We start from the raw sequence: 15,244 nt of genomic DNA, 5'->3' as shown, positions 1-15,244 counted from the left end.
AAATAGGGTTTGGGGTGGTTAGAATTTTTCTAGATATCTATCGATTTCCCAATCACTTACTTGGCCTTTGTATTCATCCCACTCCCGGGTTTTAGCCTCAATAAACTTACTGGTAACAAGCTCTCCCAACACGTCTTGTATTACTTTGTCTTGTTTGAGGGCGTCTATTGCTTGTTTTAGGTTTCCTGGTAATGTCTCGATTCCATATTCCTTTCTCTTTTCTTTGGTTAGTTGGTAGATGTTTTCGCTTACTGGGTCTGGAGCTTCTAACTCTCTTTCGATTCCGTCTAGTCCTGCGCCTAGTATTGCGGCGAGTGCTAGGTAGGGGTTGCATGATGGGTCTGGTGACCTTAGTTCGATTCGGGTGCTTTCGGGTGCTCTTGCTGCTGGCTTTCTGATTAATGCGGATCTGTTGAGGTTGCTCCAAGCTATGTAGATGGGGGCTTCGTATCCTGGTACCAATCGTTTGTATGAGTTAACGATAGGGTTTGTGATTGCGGTGATAGCTGGTGCATGCTCCAACACTCCAGCGAGGAAGTGATACCCGGTTTTTGAAAGGTTGTATTCATCACCTGGGTCATGGAAAGCATTTTCACCATCTTGGAATAGTGAGAGGTGTACGTGCATTCCACTACCATTTATACCGGTTATTGGCTTCGGCATAAAGGTTGCATGCAAATCATTTAGTTCGGCTACTGCTCTTACTGCTGACCTGAAGGTGGCTATGTTGTCTGCTGTTGTTATTCCATCTGCGTATTTGAAGTCGATTTCGTGTTGTCCCTCGGCTACTTCGTGATGGCTGGCCTCAATCTCGAACCCAATCTCTTCTAATGTTAGTATTATATCTCTCCTTAGGTTCGACGCCAAGTCTTTTGGTGCTTGGTCGAAATACCCACCAGCATCATGTGCCTTCAAAGTTGCCTGCCCATCTTCTTTTTCAAACACAAAGAACTCAGGTTCTGGTCCGGCAAAGAAATCAAAACCCATGTCCTGTGCTTTTTGTATTGTGGTTTTTAGTACATTTCTAGGGTCTGCTTCAAACGCGTCTCCGTTAGTTGTTTTCACGTCACATATTAGTCTGGCGGTGTTGTTTGACCCGTCCTCGGTACCTCTCCATGGTAAGACTGCGTAGGTATCGGGGTCAGGCTCTAACCGCATATCGCTCTCTTGTATTCTAACGAAACCTTCGATTGATGACCCATCAAACCAAATACCCTCGTCAAAGGCTTTCTCCAACTGAGTTATCGGGATCGCCACATTCTTAACTATACCCAATATATCTGTAAACTGTAATCGGACAAACTTAACATCCGCTTCCCTGGCTCTATCTAAAACACTCTCTTTATCTAAATCACTCATATTATCATTCACCATTTTATTTAATTATTCCAACCATATTTTGAATTTAAATGTTATATAAACCTTTTCAGATGAACAAATCAACAATAAAACCCAAAAAATATGAAGAAAACTTCAATACAACACAACTAATACATACATTGTATGAGTATTGATGAAACCGACATACAAATACTAAAAGAACTCCAGAAAGACGCAAGAAAACCCTACCGAGAAATAGCCAAAAACATAGGCAAATCGGAAGGAACAGTATACAACCGAATACAAAAAATGCAAAAAAACGGAGTAATAAAAGGTTTTGTACCAGACATAGACTACCAAAAACTCGGATACGACCTAATCACAATAATCGGAATCTCGGGAGAAGGAAGCCAAATAGAAGACCTAGAAAAAGAAATAGCACAAAACCCCCACATAACAGCAGTATATGATGTAACAGGAGAATACGACGCAATAACAATAGCCAAATTCCAAAACCGAGAACAACTAAACCAATTCATAAAACAAATATTATCAAGAAAAGACGTAAAAAAAACATACACAATGCTAACACTAAACACAATAAAAGAACAACACCAAATACAACTATAAAATCTAACGTATTAAAGCCTTTTAGACCCAATAACACCACATGAATTCTGATATTTCCCATCATATCCTCCAGTCTCACCAATAACTTCAAAGAAAATAATCTGAGCAATACCCTCCCCTTCCTCTATCTCTACAGGCTCACCAGCATTAAAAAGACACAAAGTAATATCACCCTTATAACCAGGATCAATATACCCCCCACTCAAAAAAACACCCTCACGACCAAAGGTAGAACGCATACGAATCAAACCAGCAACATCCATAGGTAAGCCAACAGTCTCCAAACTACTAACAAGACAATGCCCCTCCAACACATAATCTTGGTCAACCCGCAGGTCATAAGAAGCAGGCTGCAAACAATCACTAGAAAAAGGCTTGATCAACAACTCATCATTATTAATTTTCTCCAAAACCTTTGCTTCAGAAAGTACAGACATAATATCACTAATCAGAAGAAATATTAGGCTCAACAATAAAAACCCTATGCATTTCTGGGCCCGTAGCCTAGTCCGGACAAGGCGACAGCCTTCGGAGCTGTAGATCAGGGGTTCAAATCCCCTCGGGTCCGCTCGCCACAGCGAACGAATAAAAAAAATTACGGATTCTCAAAGCATAAAAACCAATATAACATATTTATATATATTTATAACAATATTGATATCCCGAAAACCCCTAATTTCTTTCTAAAAGTATTTAGAGACAGTCTAATTTTTCCCAAAAAACCCAAGAAAACACAGACCAAAAACACAACAAAACCAACCCAAACCCACCACCATAAAAACCCAAACAACCCAAAAAAACCACAAAAAACCCAAAAAACCACCAAAAAAACCAGAAAACCCCAAGAAATCGAAAAGTATACCTACCTAACCCAAAAAACCACAAACAAACCACAAAAACAAAGGTAACCAAAATGACACAGAAAAACAAACCAAAACAAAAACCAGAAAACAAAAACCAACAAAACCAGCGAGAGAAAAAACAGTTCGGCAAATTCAAACAAGGCCAACAACCACTCCGACAGTTCGAAAAAAACCTCAAAATCAAAGCCAGAAAAGGAACAGACGCATGGAAAAGCAAATACAAAACAATACAAAGATTCCTCAACCACTACGCAAGACAAACAAAAAGCATGAAAACAAGAAAAGTATACCTCCGCACAATCAGCAGATACACCAAACACCTAGACATAGAGCCAGACCAACTCACCCAACAAACAAAAGAAGCGATTGAGCAACAGCTAGAAGACTATCGAGACCAACTCCTCATAGAAGAAAAAAGCAGAAGATACATAAACAGCGAAATAAAACGAATCGAATCCTTCTACAGAACCAACAACAAAGACATAGAAATCGACAAACTACACATACCAACAAGATACAGAAAAAAACAAGAATACATCCCAACCAAACACGAAGTCCATCAAATCGCCGACGCAGCCAACAGCAACCGAGACCGAACAATAATACTCTCCCTATGGAGCAGCGGCCTCCGAATAAACACCCTACTAGCACTAAACATAAAAGACATACAACAAGAACTCAAACAAGACCACGAAGTCATCAAACTACCCGTATACCCCGAAATGAAACAAAGATTAGAAGGAGCATGCAAAGGAAAAATACCATACTACAGCTTCATCTGCAAACAAGCAACCAAAGCACTCAAAACATACCTCAACGAAAGAAAAACAAAATACGGCGAACTAAAACCAGAACACCCATTATTCCACTCAGAATGGAACCAATACGAAAACCGAAACCAAGAACGAGTAACCAGATCATCAATATCCCGCAAAATCAAAAAAGCAGCCAAACACGCAGAAATAGACAAACACCAACACATATCACCCCACACACTCCGAAAAGCATTCAAATCCCAACTAAGAACAGAAACAGAAACCGGAGAAATCCTAGACCGAGGCACACAAGAATTCTTCATGGGCCACGTACTACCAGGCAGCGAAGACCCATACTACGACAAAACCAAAACCAAATACCACAGAAAACAATACAAAAAAATCGACTTCACAACCACACCACCAACAGAAGAAAAAGACAAAATCATAGAACCAAAAAAACTACAAAAACACCTAAACAAAGGATGGAAATACATCGAAAAAATCAATGAAAACCAAATAATCATAAGAAAAAAACAATAATAAACACATCTTAACCAATACACTTTCTTTAAAATACATCTTATCCAATACACTTTCTTTATAAAAAAGAAAGGCACAAGTACTTAGATGGTAAATGGTTGGTTGAGTATTGAAAGTCAGAGAGTTTAAAGAACCCCAGTTTTCTCTGCAAGACTACAAAGTTTGAGTTTGAGTAGGAATGAAGTGGAGAGTTGTTTTAGTCTCGGTTCTCTTGATATCGATTCCAAGTTCTTAATGTAGGGTATGCCGGTCACCGACAAACCGATTTTATGGACCGACAGCAATACCAAAACAAGATGAATAGCCTGATAGAAGACCTCAGAGACAGGCAGTGAACATATTGGCAATGAAATAACGGTTAAAGGAAATATAGTGAACACCGAGCCAACAACAATATCCATCAAAACCACAAACCACCACCAAAACCTAACCCTTACAAATATAGGTAGCGACCTAGCTATAGGAGACACAGTATATGTAACAGGAGTATTAGAGGCCGATAACACCCTTCAGGTCGATAAACTATTCATCGAGATAGAGATTATATCAAGCGATAACAAAACCACCTACATGTGGCTGGCCTCATTCATCGGATTAACCCTAACCCTCCTCCTCTTCCTAACCTACTGGAAACCGGGCTACAAAAAATATGTCTTCAGGAGACGGTTATAATGGCCGACCTCCTAACCCACGTACTCATCATCTACATAATACTCAAAATAATGTCAATGAAAACCAACTACATAAAGAAAGAACACATACCCATAGGAATGATCGGAGCAATCCTACCAGACCTCTCAAGAATCCAACACATCATCCCACCAGAACACATACAACAATTACTTGGAACCCCCTACTCATGGTGGGGACTGCACACCCTAATCGGAACAACCATCACAGCCCTACTCATAACATATCTCTTCGACAAAAAACATAGAAAAAAAATATTCACCCTCCTAATCATAGGAGCAATCTCACACCTAATACTCGATTACTACCTACTCAAACCAACACCCAGCCAGTACTGGGGATTCTACCCCCTAATCATAGATAGACCAACAAACATGCTCTACCTATCAACCGACATAACACCAGCAATAATAACAACCACAACAGCAATCACAATCAAAATAATAGAAACAATAAACAAAAAACCAAACCCCAAACCCAAACCAACCCTAAACACAACAAAAAAATAGAACATAAAAATACCGAAAACACAGACCCAATGACTTAAAAACACCACCTAAAAACCAAAAAAACCAACCCTATCTAATTGAAATTAAACACCTATCTAACTTAACCCAAACAAGTTCCCGACATATATTTTTAAGTGAAATATCTGTAGTTATATGGTTTATATTATGTATTTTTTAACTGAAAAAACTATTTTTGAATTTAAAAGCTATCCGATAGGTCTATATTGAGCAATAAATGATTTTTAGGCCATACAAACCATCTCGACAATGTTATCTGGAGATATGATGGGATAAGTGGTTGAGGATGTTTAAATTAAAATCAATTTGGATAAACACAGGATTCAAGGAAAAGGTAGTTAATAAAAAAAGGGAGGGTTGTGTGGTTGGGGGTTAATCCAACCAACAATATATTTCAGCGTTTTTACATGTGTTTTTTAGAGCCCTACTACGTCTAGTCCTGTGAGTGTGTTTGGTACAACAAGTGTTGCGTAAGCTTCTGAACCATCACCTGGTGTTATAACTATGTCAGCACTTTCACCTGTTTGCAGGCCATCTGTCAGTCCATAGGAATCAATCCATATCTGAGCAACATCCTGGCTACTAGTCATGACCTTATCCGAGTCAATCGAACCATCCTGATCATATATAGGATCTACAACAAACTCACCATCACCTTCGATAGCACCAAGGTCACCGTTGTTACCGCCATAAGTCAACGTAGTAGCAACACTATCATCGACGTAATCAATAGTCACCACAGACAAGTCGAGGTTAGAGCTACCAGGCTTCAACTCAACATTCATACTAACCTGAGTAACCGCACGATCAATATCCTCTTCAACAACCACTATAGTATCATCCTCTGAATCTGTAGTATCATCTGAATCTCCATCGACATCTATTTTGACATCAAACGGGCTGTCTTCGACCTCAACTTCTTCATCAGCGTCAGGCATCCAAGCACCCACTAAAGTAACCTCATCGTCTTCACTGCTAAGAGTGACTTCGGTTTCTTCTGCTACTTCTACTTCATAATCATTAGTATCGTCGAATACTGAAAGAGTGGCGGCAACATCATTTATTTCTTCTCCATTACCGGTTATGGTTACTTCGAAGTGAACTTTTCTATCATCAACAATCTCAACAGTAGTATCATCTTCATCAACGCTCCAATCCGTGCCACTAAGGTCCATTATATGTTGTTCGTTAATAGTCTCGATTTTTAGTATGTTGTTTTGTATTTCTCCTGTTATTGTTCCTACTTCTAGTCCGTCTGATACTGCGGCTGTGCTTTCTTCTCCTGTTCTGGTTGCTTGTTCTTGTAGGTATCCGGCTGTGTTGATTAGTACTGCGGCGGCTATTGCTGCTACTAGGACCATGGCTATGAAGACGATCAGTGTTCCGATTCCGACCTGACCTTCTTCTGCTTCAAAAAAACTCTGTATTTTATTCATTTTGTTTTACACTCCATTTTTTATAGTTGTACTACGTCTAGTCCTGTGAGTGTGTTTGGTACAACAAGTGTTGCATAGGCTTCTGAACCTTGACCAGGATTGATAACTAGGTCGGCAGTATCACCAGCTTCAAGACCATTAACATCATCCGTACTGGTATCTATTGTTATTTGGGCTACATCGCTGCTGTCGGCCATTACATTATCATCAGTAATTGAACTATCTTCATCGTAAATAGGTTGTACAGTAAATTGTGCTTCATCTGCGGTTTCTCCATGTGTTAGTGTTTTTGCTACAGTTCCGTCGTTATAGTCTATTGTCATTGCTGTTAAATCGATTTGTGAGCTACCTGGTTTAAGCTTTAGATTCATATTAACTTCAGTAACAACATCTTCTGAACCATCACCATCTATATCTACTTCTTCTATTTCTCCTGTTATCAGTCCTACATCTACTCCGTCTGATACTGCGGCTGTGCTTTCTTCTCCTGTTCTGGTTGCTTGTTCTTGTAGGTATCCGGCTGTGTTGATTAGTACTGCGGCGGCTATTGCTGCTACTAGGACCATGGCTATGAAGACGATTAGGGTTCCGATTCCGACCTGACCTTCTTCTGCCTGGAAGAAATTCTGTATCTTGTTCATGTCTCTATACACCTACTACAAAAGAAGTTTATTTTGGTATATAAACCCGTTTAGCGTTTATCAAAAATGAAAAAACCAAGGATACACGCTTTAATTAATATTTATAATTTTTAAAAACATTAAAAACCGTAAATATATTTTATTATCCTTTATATCGATTTAGGTTGTTTTAGATTGCTTTATATCTAAATACCTGGATATTTTCCTGAAAAATAACTTTAATTTATGGTATTGGGATAGGAGGTAATGGAATTAGAAAGGTAGTGATTTAAAAACTTTATTCTTGGAGGATTGAAATACCGTATACTATTAATAAATCACAGAATAAATCACAGGTTTTTTGTCTTTTTTTCTGTTTATACAGTTTTTTAGGTGGTTTTTTATCTGGCTCGCTAGTTTTTTTAGTAGTCAGTTTTTTGGGTAAATCTAAAGTTATATGGTGTTCCATTCTTTATTAGGGTTTTTATGGTTGGGTTCTTCGGTGGTGAGAGGGGTGTTAGCCCCGTGATCGGTGTTATTTTGATGGTAGGGATAGTTGTAGTTTTAGCTGGAATGGTCTCTACTTTTGTTTTCGTTGAATTATCATTGGAGCGTGAACCTCTTGCCGAAATCTCAATTGAAGAACCAAACGTCCAAGTTAATGAGGATGGAGAGGTAGAGTTGGTTAGTGTATCTCTTTTTCATCGGATGGGTAGCCCAATCGATAGTGAGGACGTTCATACCTCGGTTACAGTTTATGATAGTGAGCAGAATAGTTATGCGGAGCAGTTCGATCTATCTGAATGGCTGGATGGAGAGGAAAGTTGGACTGCAGGCCAGGAAATAAATAAAATATTTGACCTTGATGACCTGGAACAGTATTTTGGGGAGATTCAGGGAGATATAGTTGAAGTAGAGGTCTGGATAATACATACTCCTACAGGTAATACGATCCAAGCTCTAAATTCAGATGTATCTGAAGAGGTGGTTTATGATCAACCAGATTTCGAAGTTGAGATAACATCTTTTAGTGAAGATCCACTAACTGCTGGTGATAGCTTGGATGTAACGGTTACAGTGTATGACGAAGATGGTGATCGGGTGGCGGACCAAGACCTAACAGATTTTAAAATAATTTCCGGAACCCAGGATGAAGAAGTTTATACTGAAAATATAGTTCAATTAAATGAAGATGGAGAATACACTGCAGAAATTGATGAAGACATTATTACTTTAGCAGATGATGAACATACAATTACAGCTGATGCAGATGAAGTAACCCAAGCAAGTGATTCTCTAACTGTTGAACCAGCAGATGTAGCAGAGATAGAAACACCTGATCTTGTTTTGGAACCTGAAACAACTGGAGATATAACGGTTACAGTAACTGATGAATTTGGTAACCTCGTTGATGATGAAACCGTAACAGTTGACTCTGTAGAAGAAGGTCTTGAAGGTATAAGTGAAACAGACGAACTGGATACTGAAGATGGTGCAGCCACATTTGAAGATATCTACAGTGACGATGAAGGTGAATATACAATAGAATTCAGTGCAGAAGACCCAGACATACAAAATACATCAACAATAACTGTTGAACCAGCAAATGTTGATTCAATAGAAGCGGATGACGTTACAATTACAGCCGGTGAAAACGGAGAAATAACAGTTACAGCATATTACGAAGGTGAGCCTATTGAAGGCATAGAGATAAGTGTTGAAGAAGATGACGGACTCAATGGCATAGAAACTGGAGATACTGAGACAACTGATACAGAGGGTATAGCAACATTCACATTCAACGAAGAAACTGCAGATGAATATACAATAGAATTCAGTGCAGAAGATGCAGATGGTAATGAAATAACTGATACATCAACAGTAACTGTTGAAGAGGCAGAGGAAGACCCATATGATATAATAATCAAAGAAGATGATGAGGATGGCGATGAAATTGAAGAAACAGATAGAGTAGAAAAAATATGGGCTAATACAAACAACGTAACATTAAATTTAGAATATACAGGCGATCAAGACCCTGACTATGACATAGAAAGTAATGAAAACACTGTGATAACAATAGATCCCAGTATGGATATTACTGAAATCAATAGGGACGATGGAAAAGTAACGATAGAAATAGAAAGAGACCATCAAAATAAATCCTATAACGGAGAAATAGTGTTTGGTCAACCAAATTGATATTTAATCATATACCGTTCTTGAATTATTTTTAGATTTAAAGTATCTATATCCCTCTTTAAATCTAAAAACCATTAAATAAAGCCTAAATCACTTAAAATATAGATTAAATCAAAATTAAAGAAATCTAATTTATAGAATAAATCTTAAATTATTAGATATGTAAAAAAGGGTTTGGAAGTAAGAGATAAGGATTAAAAAAATATCCGCATTTAAAAAAATATCCGCATTTATTTAGACCTCTATCCAATTTTTTAAATGGATTTGGGTTTTTCTCAGATGATTGTTATCTTGATGGTTATAATTCCTTATTGTACCCTTGGAATGTAGTATCCATCGCATTAACCTCCACCTGTTCAGGTTCTCCTGTTAATCATATTGGTCGAAATTACCGTTTTAATCTTTATTTGATTTGGTTTTTATGTCAGTATGAGTGCTTTGTCTTTTTTGTAGATTCTTCCAATTAACGTCTTTTTATACACTTAATACCTATATCTAAGTTTTAAATTCATCAGGTATTTTAACTGTAGATATAGTTTTATCTAGTGTTTAAGTACGCTACAGGCTGATTAAAACAAGCAAAATAAGATTCATCATATTCATCATTTGTTTTGTGGCTGAATTGTCTATTGCTTTAATACTGCTTGTTTTAGGTCTGGCATTAGTTTTTACTCTAAATACGTATCTAGACCACAATGATAACTGGTTTAACTGTGGTAATGGCACTTTATATGAAGTTAATTACTGGCTTGACTATATGATTTTTTTTAACTAGCGTATTTTTAGTTTTTATTGGTTTTATCTCTATATTTATTATTTATTAAGTTGATTATCGGGTTTTTTATATGTCGGCTCTTAGTTTTTTCTAAATCTTTTTTAGGCTCTATAAACCCAATACCATAAATCATTAAAAAACTTCGCAATCTCCAAAGACTCGATTCCTACTATACTAATAATAAAATAATAAAAATAATAATCTATATAAAAACCTAATAAACCATCCAAAATACATAAAACCCGAAAAAAAAGAAATCAATCACAAACCTCAAAGAACAAAAAAAAAGATTCAAAAAAATAGATAAAAAAGAGGGAAAAACCCCCTCAATAAACGATTCTAACAAACCAAACAGGCAACCAACCCATCAACCGTCATAATCAGTTTATTAATCCTCTGTTGTGTCTATTATGTTGGTGGTTGTCATCACACTGATCGTACCTTCAGAAGGTACATCAATCAACCGCACCTCAACCTGATTAGGCCCGTCATCATCTAAATCCCAATCATCGTCTTCTATCGATAGAGTTATTCTTTCACCTGTTGACCAAGAATCGCCTGCATTAAACTCATCTTCTAAATCTGATAGTAGGCGTTCAGCAGTAAATGGAGAGTCCTCTTCATCATTCCAGGCTGTTACTATTACTTTTGTGTCGTCAGCTGCTAGTGATGCTCCAGATTGATGTAGTAAAGTCAACTCTAAAGTATCACCATCCCATGTTGCGTCGTCGATTGTGGTTGCTGCTTGTGGTGTTGGTTCTGGTATTGTGACTACTCCGAATACGAATGCGGCGACGATTGCGGCTAGTAGGACGACGATGGCGACCATTAGTATGACGCCTATGACGGGGGATACACCGTCTTCTTTTTTTATTTTCTGTTTTAATGTCTGTTTCATTTTTACACATTCAATGTTTCTCTTTGTTACTTTTTATAAGGATTGGGGTGTTTTTGGGTTTTTTATGGTTTTTGTGGTTTGTACCAGTTTTTGTTGTTTTTTAGCCATTTTTTGTATTTTTTTAGTCCTTGTTGTAGGGTGGTTGTTGGTTGGTAGTTTATTTTTTGTTTGGCTTTTGTTATGTCTGCGTAGGTGTGTCGGGCGTCTCCTTTTTTCTTGTTTGTGTATTTGGGTTTTCCTTGGTATCCGGTTATGTCTATTATTTTTTGTGCGAGTTGTTCTATTGTTATGTTTTGGTTGGAGCCTATGTTGATGGGTTCTCCGTATCCTTTTTTGTTGTCGAGTAGTTTTAGGTTGGCTTTTACGACGTCGTCGATGTAGGTGAAGTCTCTGGTTTGTTGGCCGTCTCCGTATATTTGGGGTGGTTTTTGGTTTAGGCAGTTTTTTGTGAAGTTTGAGATAGCCATGTCTGGCCGCATCCTTGGTCCATAGACGGTGAAGTATCGGAGGGAGATTGTGTTGATGTCGTAGAGTTCGTGGTATACCCTGGTGTATTGTTCGCTGGCCAGTTTGCTGACACCGTAGGGACTTCGGGGTGTTTTAGGGTGTTTTTCATCGAACGGCAGGTACTCGGTTTCACCATATACAGAGGAAGAAGAAGCGTTTATGAAGCGACCCACACCATAGTCAACAGATGCTTCCAGTAGGTTGAGGGTTCCCTCCACATTCACTCTATCCGGCTCCAAAGGATTCTCAACCGAATATCGGACACCAGCTTGAGCAGCCTCATGAAAAACAACATCAAAACCAAACCTACCAAAAACCCCCTCAACCAAATCCCGATTTCTGACATCTCCCTCTATAAACTCTAGTCCACCATCGGTTTCATTTGCCCTATCTCTACATAACTCAAGATTCTTTTCCTTGATTTCTGGAGAGTAATAATCATTTAAGTTATCGAGAACAACTACATCCAACCCCTTATCCAATAAACCCATAGTTAAGTGAGAGCCAATGAATCCAGCACCACCAGTAACAAGAACATCCATATAAAAATCACCAAACAAACAAAATAATACCTATAAAAAAACTTAACTCTATTCCTACCTAACATACCCTACCCAATACCTGGATTTAGGTAACTAATAAACTAAAACAGAGATAGATTAAAAAGAATTAATTGGGAGACAGGGGTATGTAGAGTCGATAGCTGGCCGTATCAATAATTTTTTTGTTCAAGGGTTTTTCAAAGACTCAAAGAGCTATTGGGCCTGGATTTATCGTATCTAAAACCTTATAAATGGTTATAGAGGGGTTATTTTTTGTTTTGGTTGTTTTATGTGTATTCATGGCCTTGTTTTGTAACTTCTATGCCGTATGATTCAGTGTTGTCTGGCAGCCCGACGTTGTGGAACTCTATAGTTTCTGTTGATTGGCTGTCGATTGATAGTTCCTTTACTACGGTGTCTATGGGGTCATCGTTTTCATCATAAAAATAGAGAGTGACTTCAATGGTGCCTGAAACATTTGCTTGGTTTACTACTTCTGCTTCAAAATCCGGGCCATAACGGGATTCATCTGGTTGGTGATCAGCTACATAAGCATCTGTTTTCTCCAGATCACCATTATCCGGTAACTCGTTATCACTATTTGTTTCATTATCTCCATTTGTCTGTATACAGCCACAGAGGAATGCAGTTGACAGAAAAACAACAACTAGAATAACAATAATTTTCTTTTTACCAGCAATCTTCATCCATTTCACACCCTATAAAATAAAACAAATTATTATATTTAAAATTAAAGAGAAAGGACTCCATTGAGGTTTGGTGTGGATGTAGTCTAATCAATCTTGGAGTTAGCATGGGAGTGGTGAGTTCCATTCACCGTTCTTCAATGTAGATCTCTTTTTTTGTGTTTTGTTGTGTTAGGTTTTGGTTAGGTAAAGGTATAAACTTACATGTAAACGGCCTCGGGCGCGTTGAACAGACCCGAAGCATGGTCCGGCAGATATTGTTCGGCAGTTCAAGTCGTAATCGGGGAAGCATTTGCTGGAGCGGTCTCCTGAGATTCGGGAGTCGTATTTTTGGGAGGTGGTTTCTGGAAGGTTGGGTACTACGTGGGAACGACGGGTGTGGTGTCGGAGGAAGTTGTTGAACGATTTATCGTGGAGACGGAACATTAGGCCGAGTGTCGGGCTTCACCCCTGACTCCGGTTGGTCGGGGAGCTCGCCCTCGCAGGTTTTAGATTCTGTTATATGGTTTTTATATCTATTGAGGGGGGTACGTTTCATCTCCAGAAGGAAGATGGTTTGGTTTTCATAGTTGATGTTGGTTTGGTTGTGTGGTTTGTGATTTATAGCTGGCTTTGTCTTATTTTTGGGGGTTTGTGGGGTTTTCTATGGTTTTTTGATGTTTTATTTCAACTGAGGATTAAGGCCTTCCCTCTTTTACGGGGGATGTCATTAGGTATTTAGTGTCTTTGGTGGTTGGGTGGAATCGAAGGGTTTTAGTTGATTTAATATTTAAATTTATTTAAGGAGGTGGGTTTTTTATGAGTTTTGCTGGAGTACCGTTTGAGGAGGAGGCTATTGAACTTATTATATTGCTTGCTGAAACCGGTGCGCTTGAAGAACTGCCGGAAGCAGCTCAAGCTGCCCTTGAAGATGCAGCTGGAGAACTGCCTGACGCCGCGATAGAAGCACTAGAAAATGCGGAACCAGGTAACTAAAAACCTTAGGTATAGGTCAAAACCTCTTCTTTAAACTAGAAGTGAACTTCTTTATCCCAACAACTAAAAAGAGGGTTATGGGTTGAGTTTATAGAGGCTATATAGAATAAAAGAAGCGGTGGGTCTGCAGTTCCTAAACGATTTTTAGGCTCCTCAAATGGAATAGAGGCTATCAAGGATTAAGGGGAGGGCTCCTCTTCCTTGAAGTTATTGATCTGGGTTTTTCTGTTTCGCGTTGGTTGGGTTGTTTTGTAGATTTTTAGTTATGTCAGGATTGAGTATTTGGGGAAGGGGTTCTCCTTTTTCTCTATTTTTTTTATGTTTCTTGGTGGATTCGTTTTTTATCTTGTATATCGGTTTGTGGTTAGAATTCTCTGTTTTCTAAGTCTATTTTTTTGGTTTTTTGTTGAGGATATTTTGGGTGGTTGAGAGGTGGTTGGTTTGTTTATTTAAGTTTTTTCTTTATTTTATCGGTTTTTTTCTTTATTGATTTGTTTTTGTTTTTTATTTGGATTTTTTCAACACCATTTTTTTCGAGGTAGTTCACTACTTCATTACATGCTTTTTCGTGTTTTTTTTGGAGTTCTTGGGGTGTACCATAATTTTTATCTACAATTATATTTCCTCTTTTTCTCTGTCTTTCGATGCAGAGGTCAGTTGGCGCGTTTATGTAGATTATTTTATCTGGTGTTGGAGCAACTTCAAAATATTTTTTTAAGGAAAACCTTCTTTTGTTTTCTCTCCACAATATAGAGACACTTCCTTGGCTAAACCCTTCGTCTAGAACTAGAGTTTCGTTTGGAAGTTTAGTTGATATGCCGAGCTGATATTTTTCAGCATTATGTTTTAGGTAGTTTATTATTTTTTTCTTTTCAACAGCTACTGATTCTAGACCATCTTTAATAATTTCTAGATAACCTGGTTTTTCTGAGATGAAATTAGTGAAACATATATCTCCAATGTAATATTGAAGTATTTTGTCATCAAAAAATGACTTAAATGATGATGGGCAAAACCTATATATGCGTTTGAATTTATGGTTGGCTTTTAATTCTATTTTATCGTTTAAAAAAGCTCTCTCTAACCCATCTTCGTTAAATCCTCCATAAAAATCAGTTTTTTTTATTAGCTCTTGATGTATTTTTGATTTCCCTGTTCCTGGTGGACCGATGAATTCGATATAGCTCATATAGTAAACTCTCTCTTTTGTGATTTTTAATTTTAATTAATATGTTTATTATTTTTTTGATTTCG

At 37.9% G+C, this 15,244-nt stretch carries 15 protein-coding genes, 1 tRNA gene and 1 pseudogene; 8 read left to right on the top strand and 9 right to left on the bottom strand.

All coding sequences use genetic code 11. The features are described 5' to 3' along the window. Positions 1 to 18: 18 nt before the first annotated feature. Positions 19 to 1,374 (bottom strand): type I glutamate--ammonia ligase, encoded by a 1,356-nt coding sequence (glnA, locus tag QEN48_RS01385; protein WP_347985114.1) that lies wholly within the window; start codon positions 1,372 to 1,374, stop codon positions 19 to 21. 129 nt (positions 1,375 to 1,503) lie between these two features. On the opposite strand from glnA, the gene QEN48_RS01380 reads away from it, so the two are divergent. Beyond that, positions 1,504 to 1,950, top strand: a complete 447-nt coding sequence (locus QEN48_RS01380; RefSeq protein ID WP_280108629.1) for an Lrp/AsnC family transcriptional regulator — start codon at positions 1,504 to 1,506, stop codon at positions 1,948 to 1,950. Between the two features lie 11 nt (positions 1,951 to 1,961). On the opposite strand, the gene QEN48_RS01375 is transcribed toward QEN48_RS01380, so the two are convergent. Then, a complete protein-coding gene (locus QEN48_RS01375) occupies positions 1,962 to 2,387 on the bottom strand; it encodes a hypothetical protein (protein ID WP_280108628.1) in 426 nt (141 codons plus the stop codon). Between the two features lie 56 nt (positions 2,388 to 2,443). On the opposite strand from QEN48_RS01375, the gene QEN48_RS01370 reads away from it, so the two are divergent. After that, positions 2,444 to 2,518 (top strand) — tRNA-Arg (locus QEN48_RS01370). 345 nt (positions 2,519 to 2,863) lie between these two features. Further along, a complete protein-coding gene (locus tag QEN48_RS01365) occupies positions 2,864 to 4,111 on the top strand; it encodes a tyrosine-type recombinase/integrase (protein ID WP_280108627.1) in 1,248 nt (415 codons plus the stop codon). A gap of 125 nt (positions 4,112 to 4,236) precedes the next feature. On the opposite strand, the gene QEN48_RS01360 is transcribed toward QEN48_RS01365, so the two are convergent. Next, on the bottom strand, positions 4,237 to 4,512 hold the full coding sequence (locus QEN48_RS01360) for a hypothetical protein (protein ID WP_280108626.1): 276 nt from the start codon (positions 4,510 to 4,512) through the stop codon (positions 4,237 to 4,239). Between QEN48_RS01360 and QEN48_RS01355 the strand changes: the two genes are divergently transcribed. Both QEN48_RS01355 and QEN48_RS01350 read left to right on the top strand, forming a co-directional pair. Beyond that, positions 4,484 to 4,783 (top strand): hypothetical protein, encoded by a 300-nt coding sequence (locus QEN48_RS01355; RefSeq protein WP_280108625.1) that lies wholly within the window; start codon positions 4,484 to 4,486, stop codon positions 4,781 to 4,783. The two genes, QEN48_RS01360 and QEN48_RS01355, sit on opposite strands and share 29 nt — an antisense overlap. Beyond that, positions 4,783 to 5,310 (top strand): metal-dependent hydrolase, encoded by a 528-nt coding sequence (locus QEN48_RS01350; RefSeq protein WP_280108624.1) that lies wholly within the window; start codon positions 4,783 to 4,785, stop codon positions 5,308 to 5,310. Before QEN48_RS01355 ends, QEN48_RS01350 begins: the two co-directional genes overlap by 1 nt. Before the next feature lie 434 nt (positions 5,311 to 5,744). Here the strand turns inward: QEN48_RS01350 and QEN48_RS01345 are convergent, their stop codons facing one another. Beyond that, positions 5,745 to 6,764, bottom strand: a complete 1,020-nt coding sequence (locus QEN48_RS01345; RefSeq protein WP_280108623.1) for an archaellin/type IV pilin N-terminal domain-containing protein — start codon at positions 6,762 to 6,764, stop codon at positions 5,745 to 5,747. A gap of 20 nt (positions 6,765 to 6,784) precedes the next feature. After that, positions 6,785 to 7,405: an archaellin/type IV pilin N-terminal domain-containing protein gene (locus tag QEN48_RS01340; protein ID WP_280108622.1), complete on the bottom strand. Its 621-nt coding sequence runs from the start codon at positions 7,403 to 7,405 to the stop codon at positions 6,785 to 6,787. 465 nt (positions 7,406 to 7,870) lie between these two features. Here QEN48_RS01340 and QEN48_RS01335 point away from each other — a divergent pair, with 465 nt between their 5' ends. Then, entirely contained in the window at positions 7,871 to 9,586 is a 1,716-nt protein-coding gene (locus QEN48_RS01335) for a type IV pilin (RefSeq protein WP_280108621.1), read from the top strand. A gap of 1,163 nt (positions 9,587 to 10,749) precedes the next feature. Here the strand turns inward: QEN48_RS01335 and QEN48_RS01330 are convergent. The 3 genes from QEN48_RS01330 to QEN48_RS01320 all read right to left on the bottom strand — a co-directional run bounded on the left by QEN48_RS01330 (position 10,750) and on the right by QEN48_RS01320 (position 13,015). Further along, entirely contained in the window at positions 10,750 to 11,259 is a 510-nt protein-coding gene (locus tag QEN48_RS01330; RefSeq protein WP_280108620.1) for a type IV pilin N-terminal domain-containing protein, read from the bottom strand. Between the two features lie 62 nt (positions 11,260 to 11,321). After that, positions 11,322 to 12,308, bottom strand: coding sequence for a GDP-mannose 4,6-dehydratase (locus QEN48_RS01325; RefSeq protein WP_280108619.1), 987 nt, complete (start codon positions 12,306 to 12,308; stop codon positions 11,322 to 11,324). Positions 12,309 to 12,595: 287 nt separating this feature from the next. Further along, the gene (locus QEN48_RS01320) at positions 12,596 to 13,015 is read right to left on the bottom strand and encodes a hypothetical protein (protein ID WP_280108618.1); all 420 of its coding nucleotides are present in this window, start codon (positions 13,013 to 13,015) and stop codon (positions 12,596 to 12,598) included. A gap of 232 nt (positions 13,016 to 13,247) precedes the next feature. On the opposite strand from QEN48_RS01320, the pseudogene tnpA reads away from it, so the two are divergent. Further along, positions 13,248 to 13,444 (top strand): annotated as a pseudogene (gene tnpA / locus QEN48_RS01315) (IS200/IS605 family transposase); the annotation flags it as partial. Positions 13,445 to 13,813: 369 nt separating this feature from the next. Continuing rightward, the gene (locus QEN48_RS01310; protein ID WP_280108617.1) at positions 13,814 to 13,990 is read left to right on the top strand and encodes a hypothetical protein; all 177 of its coding nucleotides are present in this window, start codon (positions 13,814 to 13,816) and stop codon (positions 13,988 to 13,990) included. A gap of 445 nt (positions 13,991 to 14,435) precedes the next feature. Here QEN48_RS01310 and QEN48_RS01305 read toward each other — a convergent pair whose 3' ends face one another. Beyond that, entirely contained in the window at positions 14,436 to 15,179 is a 744-nt protein-coding gene (locus QEN48_RS01305) for a hypothetical protein (RefSeq protein WP_280108616.1), read from the bottom strand. Positions 15,180 to 15,244: the final 65 nt, after the last annotated feature.

The sequence above is a fragment of the Methanonatronarchaeum sp. AMET-Sl genome, assembly GCF_029854155.1.
Taxonomy (GTDB): Archaea; Halobacteriota; Methanonatronarchaeia; order Methanonatronarchaeales; family Methanonatronarchaeaceae; genus Methanonatronarchaeum.
Note: the sequence above shows the minus strand (reverse complement) of the source record. Positions and strands in the feature narration are given on the sequence as shown.